This window comes from Sphingobium sp., assembly GCF_041987595.1.
In the GTDB taxonomy this organism is placed as follows: domain Bacteria; phylum Pseudomonadota; class Alphaproteobacteria; order Sphingomonadales; family Sphingomonadaceae; genus Sphingobium.
The window spans coordinates 43,405-60,666 of record NZ_JBHIWJ010000009.1 but is presented as its reverse complement, the minus strand read 5'-3'; the positions used below and the strand labels follow the sequence as shown (position 1 = coordinate 60,666).

The following is a 17,262-nucleotide window of genomic DNA, read 5'->3' as shown; positions in this document are numbered from 1 at the left end:
CCTCATGCTGGCAGAGCGCCACCCGGATCGGCAATTCCTCGACGGGTCCGCCAGCCAGCGCCTTGTCATAAACCGCCTTCTTTGCCGCGCCGCCGATTTGCAGGAAGATATGACGGCTGCCGAGGATGCCTTTGGCGCTCAGCGACATGCGCTGATGCGGCGCGGCGGGCGGCGTGACCGCCAAAGTCAGCGCGCCGGTGGACAGCCCTTCCGCCAGTTCCTTCGCCTCCGGGAACAGCGAAGCGGTGTGCCCATCCTCGCCCATGCCCAGCAGCACGATGTCGAGCGGCCATGGTAGCGCCGCAAAGGCCGCCTCGCACGCCGCCTGACCGGCATAGGCGTCCGCCGCGTCATTCTTCATCGGCACGAATCGCGCCTTCGCTGCCTGACCCTTGAGCAGATTTTCCCGGATCAGCCGCTCATTGCTGTCCGCATGATCGGGCGCCACCCACCGCTCATCGACCAGCGTCACGATGACCTTCTCCCAGTCGAGCGCCACCCCGGACAACGCCTCCAGCACCGGCTTGGGCGACCGCCCGCCGGACAGCGCGATCGCCGCCACGCCGCGAGAGGCGATCGCGTCGCCCAGAATGACGGCAATCCGCCGCGCCATGTCGGCCGCCGCCAGAGCGCCGTCGACGAAAAGATGTTCAGTAGGCATATCGTTCAATTCTCTTCAGGAAGGGTGCAGATATCGATCCACTGCGCAGCGGTAAGCTCCGCCAGCCGCGCCGGGGTCAGTTCCACCGACGTCGTCCGCGAACCGGCAGCCGGAAATACGGTGTCGAAGGTCTGCAGGCTTATATCGCAATAAACGGGCAGGGGAGAGGCCAATCCAAAGGGGCAGACGCCGCCCACCGGATGCCCGGTCAGGCCTTCCACCTCCTCCAGCCCCAACATGCGCGGCTTGGCGCCCAGCGCAGCCTTGGCCTTGCCGTTATGCAGCCGCGCATCGCCCCTTGCGACCACCAGAGCCACCGCATCCCCGACCCGCAGGGACAGCGTCTTGGCGATCCGCGCCGGAACCACGCCCAGCGCCTGCGCGGCTTCATTGACGGTGGCGGTGCTCACGCCCTGATCGATGATCGCGACATCGGGCGCATGGGCGGAGAAAAAGGCCCGAACCGACTCCTCGCTCACTGCCCCTGAATGTCCGTCAGCTTGCGCTCCCAGGCGAGGGCATGGGTCACGATCTGGTCGAGATCGGCATGTTGCGGCTTCCACGGAAACTCACCCATGATCGCCCGGTTATCGGAAATGAGCGAATCCGGATCGCCTGCGCGCCGTCCTTCCAGCCGCCGGTCGATTTTGAGGTTCGTCACCCGGTCGACCGCGTCCAGCACCTCCAGCACGGAGAAGCCGCGCCCATAGCCGCAGTTGAGCAGATAATTCTGCTCCGGCCTGGCCATCAGCGCTTCCAGCGCCAGCACGTGCGCCGCCGCAAGATCGCTGACATGGATATAGTCGCGCACGCCGGTCCCGTCGGGGGTGTCGAAGTCGGTTCCAAACACCGACACATGGCTCCGTTTGCCCAGAGCGGCTTCGACCGCGACCTTGATAAGATGCGTCGCGCCCGCCGTCGACTGCCCGGTGCGCCCGGCCGGATCGGCCCCTGCCACGTTGAAGTAACGCAGCGCGCAGAAGTTCATCGCATGCGCCGCGCTGACGTCGCGGAGCATATATTCCGTCATCAGCTTCGACATGCCGTACGGGTTGATCGGGCGCTGCGGCGTCGTTTCCTTGACCGGGCTTTCCTCCGGAATGCCATAAGTCGCGGCGGTCGAGGAAAAGATGAAATGCGGCACGCCGACGGTCACGACGCTCTCGATCAGATCGCGGGTCTTGGCGCTGTTGTTATGATAATATTTCAGCGGATTCTCGACCGATTCCGGCACCACGACCGACCCGGCGAAATGCATCACCGCCTTCACGCCATGATCGCGCAAGGTCTGCTGCACCAGCGGCTGGTCCGAAATGTCGCCCTCGACGAAGGCTACGTCCTGCGGCACCGCCCAGCGAAAGCCCGTCACCAGATTGTCGATCACGACGACGCCATAACCCGCGTCGCGCAGCGCCAATACGGCATGGCTGCCGATATAACCGGCCCCGCCCGTCACCAGAACCGTCGGCTTTTCGTTCATAAAAAGAAGGTCTCCCCGGAGATATCCGGGAAGACCTAAACCACTAGCGCGACGATTTACACCCCATTCATGCTGCGGCGCGAGACGAAACGGGGTGATAGAAGGTTGCGCCGCTGGCCGCCATGTCCTGCAACTGCACGGTCGGGGCGAAGCGATCGCCATGACGCGCGGCCAGTCGCTCCAGCACCGCCACGACATGGCCGATGCCGACCGTGTCCATATGGCTGAACGGCCCGCCGGTATAAGGCGCGAAGCCCCAGCCGAAGATCGCGCCGATATCGCCATCCTCCGGCGTTTCCAGCACGCCCTCCTCGAAGCAGCGGGCACATTCGATCAGCTGGCGATAGAGCAGCCGCTCCTTCACCTCCTCGACATCGGGTTGCACGGCGGCGCGAGGGAACATCTCCTCCAGACCCGGCCAGAGATGCTTTTTGCCGCCTTCCGGATAGTCATACCAGCCCTTGGCGCTCTTGCGCCCAAGCCGGCCAAGCTCGACCATTCGCGCCATCACCTCGTCAGAAGGCTGGGCCACATAGGCGTCGCCCAGTTCCTTTTTCGCGGCCATGACGATCTTGTGGCCAAGCTCGATGGACACTTCGTCGCCCACCGCCAGCGGACCCACCGGCATGCCCAGCTGCCGCCCGGCATTTTCGATGAGCGCGGGGTTGATGCCCTCCGCGACCATCTCCACGCCCTCCTGCACATAGGTGCCGAAGCTGCGCGAGGTGTAGAATCCGCGGCTGTCATGCACAACGATCGGCGTCTTCCTGATCTGGGCAACGAAATCCAGCGCCTTGGCGATCGCGGCAGGTCCGGTTTCCTTGCCAAGGATGATCTCGACCAGCGGCATCTTCTCGACCGGGGAGAAGAAGTGGATGCCGATGAAATTTTCAGGCTTTGACCATGCCTTGGCGAGTGTCGTGATCGGCAGGGTAGAGGTGTTGGACCCGAAGATCGTATCCGCGCCCAGCACTTCCTCGACCTTCTTGGTGACTTCAGCCTTGATGGCGACGTCCTCGAACACCGCCTCGATCACGAAGTCCGCCCCGGCGAGCGCGGCATAGTCGGTGGTCGGCGTCACTCTGCCAAGCGTTTCCGCCATCTTCTCCGGAGTCATGCCGCGCCCAAGCCGCTTCTTCAGCACCTCCTCGACATGGCCCTTGCCCTTTTCGGCATAGGCCTGATCGCGGTCGAACAGCACCACCTCCATGCCCGCCTGCGCGGCCACGGTGGCGATGCCTGCGCCCATCATGCCCGCGCCCAGCATGGCCAGCTTCTTCGTCGGCGCCCTGGGCTGGTCCTTGGGCCGCCGCGCGCCGCGCTCGGCCGCCTGCTTGTTGACGAACAGGCTGCGGATCATGTTGCTCGCCTGCGGATCGGCGGCGACCCTGGCGAAATATTTGCTCTCGATCCGGATGGCCCGGTCCATGGGCAAAGTGATGCCCTCATAGACGGCCGACAGCAGGGCGATGGGCGCGTTCATGTTCCGCTGCGTCTGTTTCAGAGTCATCGGCAGGGCGCCGGCCATGGTCTGGACGAAGGCGGGGTTGAAACCGCCCGCGCCGCCCGGCACCTTGTAACCCTTGACGTCCCAGGGCTGGGCATTGGCATCGGGATTGGCCTTCACCCATTCGCGGGCGGCGTTGAGAGCTGTGCCCTGCGGCACCTGGCTGTCCACGACCTTCAGCATCGCGGCTTCGGCCGGGCGGAACAGCTTACCCTGCAACATGTACATGAGCGACGCCTGCACGCCCATGATGCGCGGCAGCCGCTGCGACCCGCCGCCGCCGGGGAACAGGCCGATCAGGATTTCGGGCAGGCCCAGCTGGGTCTTGGGACTGTCGCCCACGAAGCGGCGATGGCAGGCCAGCGCCAGTTCGAAGCCCCCGCCGACGCAGGTGCCCTCGATCGCGCAGGCGACCGGCTTGCCGCAGGTTTCCAGGCGGCGGAACAGCTGGTTCAGCGCGAAGACCTGATCGAAGATGGCGGCCGGGGCAGGGCGCTCGCCCGGTCCGCCGGCGAGCATCGACCCGAAATATTTAAGGTCCATGCCCGCCATGAAGCCGCTGTCCTTGCCTGAGGCGATGACCGCGCCCTTGATGGCCTCCTCGGACGCAATGCGCGTGATCGCGGCGTCCAGATCGGCCAGAAAGTCCGGGCCGATGACGTTCATCGACTGGCCGGGCACGTCGATGGTCAGCGTGGCGATGCCGTCGGCGTCGATGTCGAAGCGGATCGTGTTCATGATGTTCTCTCCTTCTCCGCTCAAACGCGCTCTATGATGATGCCGGTGCCCATGCCCGCGCCAACGCACAGGTTGATGAGCGCGGTGCCTTTGCCGCTGCGTTCCAGCTCGTCCAGCGCCGTGCCCAGCACCATTGCACCCGTCGCGCCCAGAGGGTGGCCCATGGCGATCGCGCCGCCATTGACGTTGATCCTGCCATGGTCGAGGTCCATCGCCTGCATGTAGCGCAGCACCACGCTGGCAAAGGCTTCGTTCAGTTCCCACAGGTCGATGTCGGACTTGCTCATGCCGGCGCGATCGAGCAGCTTGCCCGCGACGAACTCCGGCCCGGTCAGCATGATCAGCGGCTCCGACCCGATGGAGGCCATGGCCCTGATGCGGGCGCGGGGGGTGAGGCCATATTTCTCGCCCATCTCCCTGTTGCCGACCAGCACCGCTGCGGCGCCATCGACAATGCCGCTGCTGTTGCCCGCATGGTGGATATGGTTGACCCGCTCCAGCTCCGGATAGCGGAGGAGGGCGACGGTATCGAAGCCCGGCATCTCTTCGCCCAGCGCAGCGAAACTCGGTTTCAGCGCGGCCAGCGACTGCATCGTCGCGTCGGGCCGCATATGCTCGTCATGGTCGAGGACGACCTGGCCGATAACATCCTTCACCGGCACGATCGACTTCGCAAAGCGCTTTTCGTCCCATGCGGCCTTGGCGCGGCGCTGGCTTTCGACGGCATAGGCGTCGGCATCGTCGCGGCTGATGCCGAATTTGGTCGCGATCACGTCGGCGCCGATGCCCTGCGGCGCGAAATAGGTCTTGTAGGCGACCGCCGGGTCCATCGCCCAGGCGCCGCCGTCCGATGCCATCGGCACGCGGCTCATCGATTCGACGCCCCCGCCGATGGCGAGGCCAGCTTCGCCCGAATAGACCTTGGCCGCCGCCATGTTCACTGCCTCCAGTCCCGAAGCGCAGAAGCGGTTGACCTGCACGCCCGGCACGGTCTGCGCATAATCGGCGTTCAGCACCGCGACGCGCGCGATATCCGCGCCTTGCTCCCCGACCGGGCTGACGCAGCCGAGTATCACGTCGTCGACATCTGCGGTGTCGATCTGCGTGCGGTCGCGCACTGCCTCCAGCACCTGTGTCGCCAGCTGGATGGGCGTGATCTCGTGGAGCGATCCGTCGGCCTTGCCCCGGCCACGGGGGGTCCTGACGGCGTCGTAAATATAGGCTTCCATGGCTGTTCCTCTCTGGCCCGCCGCATGCGAGCGCCGGATGTTGCTCGCAAATGTATTTACGTTTACGTAAAGTGCAAGCCCCAATCGACGGGCCTGCCCGACCGTAACGTCATCTTCCCGACCGGCTTCAATTCGCCCCTTCATTCGCGCAATCGCACCATTTTCCGATTCGGTGATTTGACCCTCGGCTCCAATTGGGCTTCATGGCGTTTAGTGTCTGATTCAGAGTCTCCTCCACCGCCGTCGCCCCTGTCGATTCCGATTTTCCGCGCGATCTGGTGGGCCAGTCTGGCCTCGAACTTCGGCGGGCTGATCCAGTCGGTCGGCGCCCAGTGGATGATGACTTCGCTTTCGGCCTCGCCCCAGATGATCGCACTGGTCCCGGCGGCAACGACCCTGCCGATCATGCTGCTCTCGCTCTGGGCGGGGGCGGTCGCGGACAATGCGGACCGGCGGCTGGTAATGCTTCTCAGCCAGCTCTTCATGCTCATCGTTTCGGCATTGCTGGCCTTCTTCGCCTGGATGGGATGGGTGACGCCCTGGACCTTGCTTGGCTTCACTTTCCTGGTGGGCTGCGCGACCGCCATCAACGGCCCGGCCTGGCAGGCATCGGTCGGCGACATGGTGCCGCGCGCCTCCCTGCCCAATGCTGTCTCGCTGAACAGCATGGGCTTCAACATGGCCCGCAGCCTTGGTCCCGCCCTGGGCGGCATCATCGTCGCCGCTGCCGGGGCTGCCGCGGCTTTTCTGGTCAATGCCGTCAGCTATATCGGGCTCGTGGCCGTGCTGGCGCGCTGGCGTCCGGAGCTTCCCCCGCAACTACTGCCGCGTGAGCGGATGGGCGTCGCGATGCTGGCCGGGGTGCGATATGTGACCATGTCGCCAAAAATCCAGTTGGTCCTGCTGCGCAGTGCGGCCTTCGGCATCGGGGCAAGTGCGGTGTCGGCGATGATGCCGCTGGTGGCGCGCGATATCTTGGCGGGGGGCGCGCTGACCTTCGGCGCGCTCAGCGGCGCCTTCGGCATCGGCGCCGTGTTGGGTGCTCTCTCGACGGGTAAATTGCGGCAGCGTTTTCCGATCGAAACGATCGTCCGTTTTGCTGCCATGTCCCTCGCTGCCGGAACCCTGCTGATGGCTGTCAGCGACTGGCTCGCCGTGGCGCTGATCGGCCTGCTGATGGCAGGGGCGGGCTGGGTGATCGTGCTTTCGACCTTCAACGTGTCGGTGCAGATGTCGGCGCCGCGCTGGGTGGTGGCACGGGCGGTCGCGCTGTATCAGATGATCACCTTCGGCGGCATGGCCGGAGGCGCCTGGCTCTTTGGCACCGTGGCGGAAGACCATGGCGTTGTCGTCGCTCTATATATCGCTGCTGCCGCCCAATTCGTGTCGGCGCTGATCGGCTATGTGCGTCCGCTCGCGCAGGCAGGGGACGAAAATCTCGACCTTCAGAATTTGTGGCAGGAACCTCATACTGCGGTGCCGATCGAACCCCGCAGCGGCCCCGTCGTCGTCACCATCGAATATCGCATCCCGGCGGGATCGGTCGTGCCCTTCCTTACCGCCATGAGCGAGCGCCGCCGCATACGCCGCCGCGACGGCGCCCATGGCTGGTCGCTGCTGCGCGATCTGGGCGATCCGGAATTATGGGTGGAACGCTATCATGTCTCTACCTGGCTGGACTATGTCCGTCACAACAGCCGCCGGACGGTCGCCGACATGGCTAACAGCGAGGCCATTCATGCGCTGCATGGTGGTCCCAATCCGCCGGTCGTTCATCGCATGCTGGAACGGCAGACCGGATCCCTGCCGCTCTCCCGCTCCGCCGATCCGCGCGAGATGGGTGATCCGATGACCGATCCGACACGGTCCAGCTAGGCCAGCCGAACACCTATCCGGGGCGCCGGTCCAGCAAATCTTCCGGCAAGTCGATGTCGCGCAGGCAGGCGCCCATGGTCTCGATCTGCACACCATGGCTCAGCAACGCGCGGGCGCCCTGATCGCCGCCCAGGGCAAGCAGTTCGGGGAAATGCCTGCGCCCGATAAAGGCCGGGGGAGAGGCGGAAAAGCCATCCGTGCTGGCCACCACCGAACGGATATCCTCCGCAGCCAGGCAGATGCGGTTATAATGCGTCTGCGGCACGTCGGGCATGTCGGCGAGGCAGATCAATATGCCCCGGCACTTGCGGATCGGCATGACATGTTCGACCGCGCGGACGATGCTGCCGGAAATACCGTCTTCCGGCCGGTCATTGACCAAAACGCTATATCCGCGTCGTTCGAGCTTGCGATGCAGAACCGGCGCCTGCTCGAATGGCCGGACGACGGCCACCAGCTCGGCAAAGATCATGGACGCGATGGTTTCCAGCGCATGGACGGCCAGCGGCTTTCCGCGCAATTCTGCCATCAACTTGTCCTGTTCGCCGAAACGGGAAGAACTGCCCGCGGCAAGAAGGACGGCGGCGATATGTTCGGTCCGCATGGGTTCCGTTTTATATGATGGTTGCGACCCGGCTGAACCCGGTTTTCCGGATATGTGCCATCGGGCCGATCTTCTGTCCAGCATGGCGAAGGGGCTGGCGTTCAGGCGGCTGAGCCGCCATATGCGCGACAAGCAGAAAAAGGAGTGATGCCTCCCATGGAATATGACCCCGATGCCGAGGCGGCCGGCGAAGCGCTCAAGATCCCGGTGCCCAAGGATGTGTCCGAGGCGATTCGCACCCTGATCCGCTGGTCAGGCGACACGCCTGAGCGGGAAGGCCTGCTCGAAACGCCCGAGCGCGTGGCGCGCGCGTGGAAGGAATATTGCCGGGGTTATGGGGATGATCCGGCCTATCACCTCTCGCGTATCTTTCATGAGGTTGGCGGCTATGACGACATAGTTCTGCTCAAGGACATTCCGTTTCAGTCGCATTGCGAACATCATATGGCGCCGATCGTGGGCGTTGCGCATATCGCCTATCTGCCCGGCCAATATGTCGTCGGCATATCGAAGCTGGCGCGCGTGCTGCATGCCTTCGCCCACCGTCTTCAGGTGCAGGAGCGGCTGACGTCCGAAGTCGCCAACTGCATCTGGGAGCATCTGAAGCCGCAGGGCGTCGCCGTCGTGATCGAAGCGACTCATGGTTGCATGACGGGCCGCGGCGTGCGCACTCCCAATGTCGTCATGAAGACCAGCCGCATGTTGGGCATCTTCCGGGAAGACGAAAAAAGCCGGGAAGAAGTGCTGAAGCTGATCGGCTCGTGAGCGGAGAAGAATTGCCCACCTATCGCCCCCTCGGCGGGGCGAGGACCCAAAAAGCGTCCGGCGCGCTGCCGCTGGCGCAAAAGCGTCTGGCACTGGTCACGGGCGGCCACCGGCGGCTGGGCGGCATCATATCCGCCGCCTTTGCGGCTGCGGGCTATTCGCTGGCGATTCACGGCAGCCATGACACGCGGCTCGATTCCCATCTGGCGCTGACGCTGGAGGAGCATGCGACCGAATGGGATGGCTTTACGGTCGACTTTACGGATCCGGAGGGCGCGGAGGAACTGATCGCGCTGGTGGCGGAACGCTTTGGCCGCCCGCCCGACATTCTCGTCAACAGCGCGGCGATCTTCGGTCAGGACCGGCTCGCCAGCGTGACGGCGGAGGACCTGATGCGGCACTATGCCGTCAACTGCGTTGCACCCGCCCTGCTGACCAAGGCCTTTGCGACGGTTCCGGCGGGGACGGGGGATCGGTGCATCATCAACATACTGGACCAGCGCATCGATCATCCGCATGACGATCAGCTGGCTTATACCCTGTCGAAAATGGCGCTGGCGGGCCTGACGCGGCTGTCGGCATCCACATTGGCGCCGCAGGTGCGGGTCAATGCCGTAGCGCCGGGACTGACCATCGCCACGGCCGATTATGATGACGCTCAGATGGGGCGGCTCTCCAATATGATGCCGTTGGCGCGCCTGCCGCAAGCGGAGCAGATTGCGGAAGCGGTGCTGTTCCTCGCCAGCGCGAGCGCGGTGACCGGACAGACCGTCTATGTCGACGGCGGCGCGCATCTGCGCAGCTATGAGCGGGATTTCATGCATCTGTGCCGATAGCGGCTGCAAAGCTGCGATTTTCAGGGGCTGGTCAAGGGCGTTCGCCCTGCATAGAGCGAACCGCAAAGGGCCGTTCAGACACGGCCGTCAGAGGAAGGGATATGGCTATGGCTTATGAAACGATCCTGGTGGAACAGCGCGAGGCGGTGACGCTGGTGACGCTCAACCGTCCGCAGGCGCTCAACGCGCTCAATGGTCAGGTGCTGGAGGATCTGAGCGCAGCCTTTGCCGCTTATGATGCCGATCCCTCGCAACGCTGTCTGGTGCTGACCGGCAGCGAAAAGGCCTTTGCCGCAGGCGCCGACATCAAGGAAATGGTGGAGAAGGAAGCTGCCGACTTTTTCCTTCAGGATTTCTTTTCCGGCTGGCAGACCAATGTGGTGGCCACGCGCAAGCCGTGGATCGCAGCGGTCGCAGGCTTTGCGCTGGGTGGCGGGTGCGAACTGGCGATGATGGCGGACTTCATTCTGGCCGCCGACACGGCGAAATTCGGGCAGCCCGAGATCAAGTTGGGCGTGGCGCCCGGCATGGGTGGATCGCAGCGGCTGACCCGCGCCGTGGGCAAGGCGAAGGCGATGGAAATGTGCCTGACCGGCCGGATGATGGGCGCAGAGGAGGCCGAGAGCGCTGGTCTGGTCGCCCGGATCGTGCCCGCGGCGGACCTGCTCGATGATGCGCTGAAGACGGCGGCTACCATCGCGGGGATGCCGCCCATGGCTGCGATGGTGAACAAGGAGATGGTCAATCTGGCCTTTGAGACCGGGCTGGCGCAGGGCATCCTGACCGAACGCCGTCTGTTCCAGATCCTCACGGCGACCGAGGATAAGGTGGAAGGCATGACCGCCTTCGTCGAAAAGCGCCCCGGCGTCTGGAAAGGGCGCTGATCCATTAGGCGAGGGGCGGAGAAATTTCCGCCCCATCATCCCCAAGGTTGGACGGGCTTTATTTGCCCTCCAGCATCTCGATCATCAGCGAGAAATCCCGTCCCGCTTCGCCCCGATTGGCAAGCAACTGATAGAGCGATTCCGCCGTGTTGCCCATCGGCACGCTGGCGCCCACGGAGGCCGCCGCCTCGCTCGCCAGCTTCAGATCCTTGAGCATCAGCCCGACCGCGAAACCGCCCTGATAGCCAGTGTCGGAGGGGCTTTGCGGGCCGACGCCCGGCACCGGGCAATAGCTGGTCATCGACCAGCTCTGACCCGAGGACACACTGGAAATATCGTAGAAGGTCTGCGGGTCGAGACCGAGCTTCTTGGCCATCGCAAAGGTTTCGCAGGTCGCCACCATGGTCGCGCCCAGCAGCATGTTGTTGCAGATCTTCGCCGCCTGCCCATTGCCGGCGCCGCCGGCATGGATCACCGCCTTGCCCATGGCGGACAGGATCGATCTGGCCCGACCGAAGGCCTGATCGGAGCCGCCGACCATGAAGGTCAGTGTGCCGCCATTGGCCGCCGCGATGCCGCCAGAGACCGGCGCGTCGACCATTTCGAAACCCTTCGCTGCGGCCGCGTCCTCCACCCTGCGCGCGGTGGCGACATCGATGGTCGAACAGTCGATAAACAGGGCGCCGTCTTTGGCCGCCCCGAATACCTCGCCGGTATAGACGCTTTCGACATGCTTGCCCGCGGGCAGCATGGTGACGACCGCATCGGCGCCCGTCGCCGCTTCCGCCGCGCTGGAGCAACGCTTCGCTCCTGCCTGTTCCGCCCTGGCCAGCGCCTCTTCGGACAGATCGAAGGCGCGCACGGCAAAGCCGTTTTTCAGCAGGTTGGCGGCCATGCCGCCGCCCATGTTGCCAAGGCCGACAAAGGCGATGGTCTGGCTCATCTCAGGGCACTCCTCTCGATCGATCTCAGCCGCGCAACTGGGGCAGCGGGGTCCATTCCTTGTCTGCAGGCAGCGGCGCGAACAGGCTGTTTATCAGTTCGTCAGACACATCCTCCGGTCGCGCCGGATTCCATTGCGGCGCATTATCCTTGTCGAAGATCACGGCCCGCACGCCTTCGACGAAATCGGGCCGCCGAATGACATGATAGCCGATGCGATATTCGTTGCGCATATTGTCGGCGAAGTCGGTAAAGGCCGCGCCTTCCACCATCTGGCGCAGGGCGACCTTGATCGTCTGCGGCGATTTGGCGGCCAGCGTGGCGAGTTGCGCCTGCGCCCAATCCGATCCGTCCGCCTTCAGCGCGGCCAGAATCTCCTCATAGATATCCGACGCGAACAGCCGGTCGATCTGCTCCCGGTGTGTCTCCCACCCGGATGGAGGCGGCGTGTCGGCCATCTCATCCAGTATCTCGCCCACGCCATAGGGATCGGCGATGATCCGCGCTTTCACCGCTTCCAGCTTGTCCGACGCCATATAGTGGGTGGCGATGCCGATCGCGGCGCAATCCGCGCCCTTGATCCGTGCCCCGGTGGTGGCGAGCCAGGCCCCCGTGCGTCCCGGCATGCGCGGCAGGAACCAGCCGCCGCCGACGTCCGGGAACAGGCCGATGCCCGTTTCCGGCATGGCATAGAGGGTGCGTTCCGTGGCGACCCGATAGCGGGCGGGATCGGAGATTCCGACGCCGCCGCCCATGACGATGCCGTCCAAGAAGGCAAGGATCGGCTTTTCATAGACGAACAGCAGATGGTTCATCCGATATTCGGTATGGAAGAATTGCTCCGCCTCCGAACAATCCCCCTTTGCGCTGTTGGCGATCATCGCAATGTCGCCGCCTGCGCAAAAGCCGCGGCCCTCGGCATGGTCGAGCATCACCGCAATCACGCTTTCATCCGTCCGCCATGCCAGCAGCGCGTCGATGATGGCGCTGCACATGCCCGTGGTCAGCGCGTGAATCGCCTTCGGCCGGTTCAGCCGGATGCGGCCAACGCCATTTTCGACCGAAATCAGAACCTCATCATTCATATCCGTCCCCCGGCGCTCACTGCCGCAGCATGTCGCGGGCGACGATCATGCGCATCACCTGATTGGTGCCTTCCAAAATCGAATGGACGCGAAGGTCGCGCCAGAAGCGCTCGATCGGATAGTCCATCAGATAGCCATAGCCGCCATGCAGTTGCAGCGCCCGGTCGACCACCGACGATCCGGTATCGGTCGCAAAGCGCTTGGCCATGGCGGCGAAACGCGTCTTGTCGGGCGCATTTTCCGTCACCTTGACGGCGGCCGCATAGAGCAGGGTTCGCGCCGCCTCCAGTTCGGTCTGCATGTCGGCCAGCATGAACTGCGTATTCTGGAATTCGGCGATGGCCTGCCCGAACTGCCTGCGGTCCCTGGTGTAACTGACGGCCTCATCGATGCAGCGCTGCGCGCCCCCGAGGGAACAGGCGCCGATGTTGAGCCGTCCGCCGTCCAGGCCCATCATCGCGATGCGGAAACCTTCGCCTTCCCCGCCGACCAGATTTTCCACGGGCACGCGGACGCCGTCGAAATTGACCTGCGCGGTGGGCTGCGAATGCCAGCCCAGCTTGCGCTCCGGCGCGCCGAAGCTGACGCCGGGCATGTCCTTTTCGATGACGAGGCAACTGATGCCCTTGGGGCCTTCCTCGCCGGTGCGGACCATGACGACGTAAATCTCATTCTCGCCGCCGCCCGAAATAAACTGTTTGGAGCCGGTGACGACATAATGATCGCCGTCCCTGACCGCTCTGGTCTTGAGCGCGGCCGCGTCCGACCCGGAGCCTGCCTCGGTAAGGCAATAGCTGCCGATTCGCTCCATCGGAACCATGAAAGGCAGATATTTGGCCTTCACCGCCGGGGCTCCGAATCGGTCGATCATCCAGGCGGCCATATTGTGAATGGAGATGAAAGCGCTGGTGGATGGGCAGCCATAGGCCATGGCCTCCATGATGAGCGCCGCTTCCAATCGGCCCAGCCCGATCCCGCCAGCCTCTTCCGACACGTAAATGCTGCCGAAGCCCAGCTCCGCGGCCGCGCGGATCGTGTCGCGGGGGAAGATATGCTTTTCATCCCACTCCGCCGCATGGGGCGTAATGGCGTCGGCGGTGAACCGGCGCGCCATGTCCTGAATGGCCAACTGGTCCTCGGTGAGATCGAACTGGCTCACAAGCTCTCCCTGACATGCACTTTGAAACTGTCTGTAGATAAGATGCGGAATTGCACGCAACAACGCAGATATGCATATCGTCCCAGCGATTTTGCAGTTTTGGCGGGCGGCGGATGTTCGATTGGGACGATCTCAGGGTGTTTCTGGCAGTGGCGCGGACGCGCAGGATGGCGCCGGCTGCCCGCGCTCTGGGGATCGACGCGACCACCATTGCCCGCCGGATAGCCCGGCTTGAACGTAATCTGGGGCTGGAATTGTTTGAGTTGGGGGCAGGGGAGCGGACGCTTACCGTGCGCGGGCAAGCCCTGCTGCGCCATGCCGAGAGCGTTGAAAGCGCTGCTCTGGCCGCAATGGAAGACGCGACCGGCCAGGAACATCATCTGAGCGGTCAGGTACGGCTTTCGGTAGCGGAGGGTTTTGGGACGTGGGTGCTGGCGCCGGGTCTCGCCGATTTCAGCCGCCGTCATCCGGGCATCAGGCTGGATCTGATTACCGCTTCGGGTTTTCTCAATCCGTCGAAGCGGGAAGCGGATATGGCCGTTATGCTGGCCCGGCCGCAGCGGGGAAGGCTATCGGTCCGCCGGATGGGCGATTATCGGCTGCATCTCTATGCCTCCCCGGATTATCTGGCTGGGGCGGGGACGCCGCAGCGGCCCGCCGATCTCAGCAACCATGTGCTGGTCGGCTATGTCCCCGAATTCATCTTTTCGCCCGAACTTGACTATCTGGATGAGGTAGAGGCCGGGCTGGAGGCCAGCCTGCGGGCAACCAGCATCAACATGCAGCATCGCATGATTGCGGAGGGGGCGGGTGTCGGCGTGCTGCCGGACTTCATTGCCCGATCTGATCCCGCGCTGGTGCCGGTGATCGGCGAGGCGGTAGAGATCACCCGCAGTTTCTGGCTGGTCACTCATGGCGACCTCAAGAAACTGCCACGGATCGCTGCCGTTGCTGCATGGTTGCAGGAGCGTATCGAAACCCTGAAATGCTGACCTGGCGCGGCAAAAGGACCTGGAAACGCTGTTAAAGCCAATCGACGGCGCCTTTCCAGCCCGCTAAGGGAGTCGTCATGACAAGCCTATGGTCGCAGTTCGCTCATGCAGCATAAGCCCAAGCGCAGCCGGGCGGTCGCCCTGCCCAACAGCGAGTTCCGCACCCGGGCTACCGAGTATCTGGATTTTCTGGCTGCGTGGGTGAAGAAGCCGCGGCAGACCGCATCAGTGGTGCCCAGCAGCCGTTATCTTGCGCGACTGATGGTCGAGCATATCAACCCCGATGATGGTCGCGTGATCGAGTTGGGCGGAGGGACCGGGGTTTTTACGCGGGCCATATTGGGAACGGGCCTGCCGCCGGAAAAACTGGAAGTGGTTGAGATCAACCCCGCCTTCGCCCGCGGCCTGCGACGGCACTTCCCCCATGTGTCTGTCCTTGAAACTCCAGCCCAGATCGTGTCCACGGCGGCCGCCGGACAGTCCGGCGAGTATCAGGCGGTCATCAGCGGTCTGCCGCTGCTGGCTATGGATCGTCAGATGCACGCCGATATCCTGTCAGAGAGCTTTCGCATGCTACGGCCTGGCGCCGGCTTCATCCAGTTCACCTACTCGATGCGTCCGCCGGTCAATCGCGAAATTCTCGACGCGCTCGACCTGGACGTCGTGCGCGTCGGGCAGACCGTCCGCAACTTCCCCCCGGCCACGGTTTTCCGCTTTTTCCGCAGGGGCGAATAGACCGCTGCTTGCTTCGGGGTCGCGGCGTCCTATCTTTGCCGCTCAGCAAGAAGGGGGCATTGCCGCGCATGGCATCCATCATCAGCGTTTCCGGCCTGACCAAAAGCTATGCTTCGGGTTTTCAGGCGCTTAAAGGCGTCGATCTGGAGATTGAGGAAGGTGAAATTTTCGCGCTGCTGGGGCCGAATGGCGCCGGCAAGACGACCATGATCTCCATCATCTGCGGTAATGTCCGGCCGAGCGGCGGCACCGTCACGGTTGCAGGGCATGACATCGTCAGCGACTATCGCGGTTCGCGATCCGCCATCGGGCTGGTGCCGCAGGAACTCTATACGGACGCCTTTGAGCGGGTGATCGACACGGTCAGCTTTTCACGCGGGCTGTTTGGAAAGCCGCGCAACGATGCCTATGTCGAAAAAGTGCTCCGCGATCTGTCGCTCTGGGACAAGCGCAACAGCAAGATTTTGGAGCTGTCGGGCGGCATGAAGCGCCGCGTGATGATCGCCAAGGCGCTGTCCCACGAACCGCGCGTCCTGTTCCTCGACGAGCCGACGGCGGGGGTCGACGTCGAATTGCGCCGCGACATGTGGAAGCTGATCGGCGAACTGCGCCAGACTGGCGTCACCATCATTCTCACCACTCATTATATCGAAGAGGCTGAGGAAATGGCCGATCGTGTCGGCGTGATCAACAGGGGTGAGCTGGTGCTGGTCGAGGAAAAGACCGCGCTCATGAAGAAGCTGGGCAAGAAGACGCTCACGGTTTCGCTGTCCGATGCCCTGTCCGCCCTGCCTCCGGAACTGGCTGAGTGGCATGTGACGCTGAAAAGCGATGGCCACGAGATTGAATATGTGTTTGACACTCAGGCCGAACGCACTGGCGTTTCCTCGTTGTTGCGCCGGTTGGGCGACCTGGGCATCGGCTACAAGGACCTCAATACCGAACAGAGCAGCCTGGAGGATATTTTCGTGAGCCTCGTCCACCAGGAGAAAGCGGCATGAGCGGTTTCAACCATCGCGCCATCTGGTCGATCTACAAATTCGAACTGCACCGCTTCCGTCGCACGCTGCTGACCGGGCTGCTGGTGCCGGTCATCACGACATCGCTTTATTTTGTGGTGTTTGGCGGAGCCATCGGATCGCGTATGACGCAGATTGACGGCATCCCCTATGCGGCCTTCATCGTACCGGGCCTCATCATGATGTCGATGTTCACTGAGAGCATCTTCAACGCCAGTTTCGGCATCTATATGCCCAAATTCACTGGCACCATCTATGAATTGCTGTCCGCGCCGGTGTCTGCGACGGAAACGATCATCGCCTATGTCGGCGCAGCGGCGACCAAGTCGCTGATCGTCGGATCGATCATCTTGGCCACTGCCCACCTGTTCGTCGATATCCAGGTCGCGCATCCGCTGGCGATGGTTGCGTTCATGATGCTGATCGCTGTGAGTTTCTGCCTTTTCGGCTTCATCCTGGGCATCTGGGCGCAAAGCTTTGAGCAGTTGCAGGTGATCCCGCTGCTGATCATCATGCCGATGACCTTTCTGGGCGGGGCCTTCTATTCGATCCATATGCTGGCCCAGCCCTGGCGAACGATCACGCTGTTCAACCCGATCGTCTATCTGATCTCGGGTTTCCGCTGGACCTTCTTCGGCCGGGGCGATGTGGGAATCGAATACAGCCTGCTGTTTATCGGCGGGATGCTGGCGTTCTGCCTTGGCGTCATCGGCTGGATGTTCCGCACCGGCTACCGATTGAAAAAATAGGA

At 63.5% G+C, this 17,262-nt stretch carries 18 protein-coding genes; 9 read left to right on the top strand and 9 right to left on the bottom strand.

Annotated elements, in window-relative coordinates:
* From pgl to ACFC3J_RS04380, 5 genes are all read right to left on the bottom strand, one after another.
* A partial coding sequence (gene pgl, locus ACFC3J_RS04400; RefSeq protein ID WP_375194985.1) for a 6-phosphogluconolactonase occupies positions 1-661 on the bottom strand: 661 nt, incomplete at its 3' end.
* A 5-nt stretch (positions 662-666) separates the two neighbouring features.
* The gene (locus tag ACFC3J_RS04395; protein WP_375194984.1) at positions 667-1,140 is read right to left on the bottom strand and encodes a YbaK/EbsC family protein; all 474 of its coding nucleotides are present in this window, start codon (positions 1,138-1,140) and stop codon (positions 667-669) included.
* Positions 1,137-2,141, bottom strand: coding sequence for a UDP-glucose 4-epimerase GalE (gene galE / locus ACFC3J_RS04390; RefSeq protein WP_375194983.1), 1,005 nt, complete (start codon positions 2,139-2,141; stop codon positions 1,137-1,139). The genes ACFC3J_RS04395 and galE overlap by 4 nt, the downstream gene beginning before the upstream one ends.
* 67 nt (positions 2,142-2,208) lie before the next feature.
* The gene (locus tag ACFC3J_RS04385) at positions 2,209-4,386 is read right to left on the bottom strand and encodes a 3-hydroxyacyl-CoA dehydrogenase NAD-binding domain-containing protein (protein ID WP_375194982.1); all 2,178 of its coding nucleotides are present in this window, start codon (positions 4,384-4,386) and stop codon (positions 2,209-2,211) included.
* A 20-nt stretch (positions 4,387-4,406) separates the two neighbouring features.
* On the bottom strand, positions 4,407-5,615 hold the full coding sequence (locus ACFC3J_RS04380) for an acetyl-CoA C-acetyltransferase (protein ID WP_375194981.1): 1,209 nt from the start codon (positions 5,613-5,615) through the stop codon (positions 4,407-4,409).
* Positions 5,616-5,828: 213 nt separating this feature from the next.
* Between ACFC3J_RS04380 and ACFC3J_RS04375 the strand changes: the two genes are divergently transcribed.
* Positions 5,829-7,490, top strand: coding sequence for an MFS transporter (locus ACFC3J_RS04375; RefSeq protein WP_375194980.1), 1,662 nt, complete (start codon positions 5,829-5,831; stop codon positions 7,488-7,490).
* Positions 7,491-7,503: 13 nt separating this feature from the next.
* Here the strand turns inward: ACFC3J_RS04375 and ACFC3J_RS04370 are convergent, their stop codons facing one another.
* Positions 7,504-8,094 carry a nucleotidyltransferase family protein gene (locus ACFC3J_RS04370; protein WP_375194979.1) on the bottom strand — a complete coding sequence of 197 codons (591 nt, stop codon included), beginning with the start codon at positions 8,092-8,094 and terminating at the stop codon, positions 7,504-7,506.
* On the opposite strand from ACFC3J_RS04370, the gene ACFC3J_RS04365 reads away from it, so the two are divergent.
* The 4 genes from ACFC3J_RS04365 (at position 8,093) to ACFC3J_RS04350 (ending at position 10,579) form a co-directional block, all read left to right on the top strand.
* Positions 8,093-8,242 carry a hypothetical protein gene (locus ACFC3J_RS04365; protein WP_375194978.1) on the top strand — a complete coding sequence of 50 codons (150 nt, stop codon included), beginning with the start codon at positions 8,093-8,095 and terminating at the stop codon, positions 8,240-8,242. The two genes, ACFC3J_RS04370 and ACFC3J_RS04365, sit on opposite strands and share 2 nt — an antisense overlap.
* 8 nt (positions 8,243-8,250) lie before the next feature.
* Positions 8,251-8,859, top strand: coding sequence for a GTP cyclohydrolase I FolE (folE, locus tag ACFC3J_RS04360; RefSeq protein ID WP_375194977.1), 609 nt, complete (start codon positions 8,251-8,253; stop codon positions 8,857-8,859).
* The gene (locus tag ACFC3J_RS04355) at positions 8,856-9,695 is read left to right on the top strand and encodes an SDR family oxidoreductase (protein ID WP_375194976.1); all 840 of its coding nucleotides are present in this window, start codon (positions 8,856-8,858) and stop codon (positions 9,693-9,695) included. The genes folE and ACFC3J_RS04355 overlap by 4 nt, the downstream gene beginning before the upstream one ends.
* A 107-nt stretch (positions 9,696-9,802) precedes the next feature.
* Positions 9,803-10,579, top strand: a complete 777-nt coding sequence (locus ACFC3J_RS04350; protein ID WP_375195000.1) for an enoyl-CoA hydratase-related protein — start codon at positions 9,803-9,805, stop codon at positions 10,577-10,579.
* A gap of 58 nt (positions 10,580-10,637) precedes the next feature.
* On the opposite strand, the gene mmsB is transcribed toward ACFC3J_RS04350, so the two are convergent.
* The 3 genes from mmsB to ACFC3J_RS04335 are packed head-to-tail and all read right to left on the bottom strand — an operon-like array spanning position 10,638 to position 13,765.
* Positions 10,638-11,522 carry a 3-hydroxyisobutyrate dehydrogenase gene (gene mmsB, locus ACFC3J_RS04345; RefSeq protein ID WP_375194975.1) on the bottom strand — a complete coding sequence of 295 codons (885 nt, stop codon included), beginning with the start codon at positions 11,520-11,522 and terminating at the stop codon, positions 10,638-10,640.
* Between the two features lie 25 nt (positions 11,523-11,547).
* Positions 11,548-12,606 (bottom strand): enoyl-CoA hydratase/isomerase family protein, encoded by a 1,059-nt coding sequence (locus ACFC3J_RS04340; protein WP_375194974.1) that lies wholly within the window; start codon positions 12,604-12,606, stop codon positions 11,548-11,550.
* A 16-nt stretch (positions 12,607-12,622) separates the two neighbouring features.
* Positions 12,623-13,765: an acyl-CoA dehydrogenase family protein gene (locus ACFC3J_RS04335; RefSeq protein ID WP_375194973.1), complete on the bottom strand. Its 1,143-nt coding sequence runs from the start codon at positions 13,763-13,765 to the stop codon at positions 12,623-12,625.
* Between the two features lie 113 nt (positions 13,766-13,878).
* Between ACFC3J_RS04335 and ACFC3J_RS04330 the strand changes: the two genes are divergently transcribed.
* The 4 genes from ACFC3J_RS04330 to ACFC3J_RS04315 all read left to right on the top strand — a co-directional run bounded on the left by ACFC3J_RS04330 (position 13,879) and on the right by ACFC3J_RS04315 (position 17,260).
* Positions 13,879-14,757 (top strand): LysR family transcriptional regulator, encoded by an 879-nt coding sequence (locus ACFC3J_RS04330; RefSeq protein ID WP_375194972.1) that lies wholly within the window; start codon positions 13,879-13,881, stop codon positions 14,755-14,757.
* A gap of 105 nt (positions 14,758-14,862) precedes the next feature.
* Positions 14,863-15,492 carry a class I SAM-dependent methyltransferase gene (locus tag ACFC3J_RS04325; RefSeq protein WP_375194971.1) on the top strand — a complete coding sequence of 210 codons (630 nt, stop codon included), beginning with the start codon at positions 14,863-14,865 and terminating at the stop codon, positions 15,490-15,492.
* Positions 15,493-15,560: 68 nt separating this feature from the next.
* Positions 15,561-16,493: an ABC transporter ATP-binding protein gene (locus ACFC3J_RS04320; protein ID WP_375194970.1), complete on the top strand. Its 933-nt coding sequence runs from the start codon at positions 15,561-15,563 to the stop codon at positions 16,491-16,493.
* Complete coding sequence (locus ACFC3J_RS04315; protein WP_375194969.1) at positions 16,490-17,260, top strand: ABC transporter permease; 771 nt, start codon at positions 16,490-16,492, stop codon at positions 17,258-17,260. The genes ACFC3J_RS04320 and ACFC3J_RS04315 overlap by 4 nt, the downstream gene beginning before the upstream one ends.
* Positions 17,261-17,262: the final 2 nt, after the last annotated feature.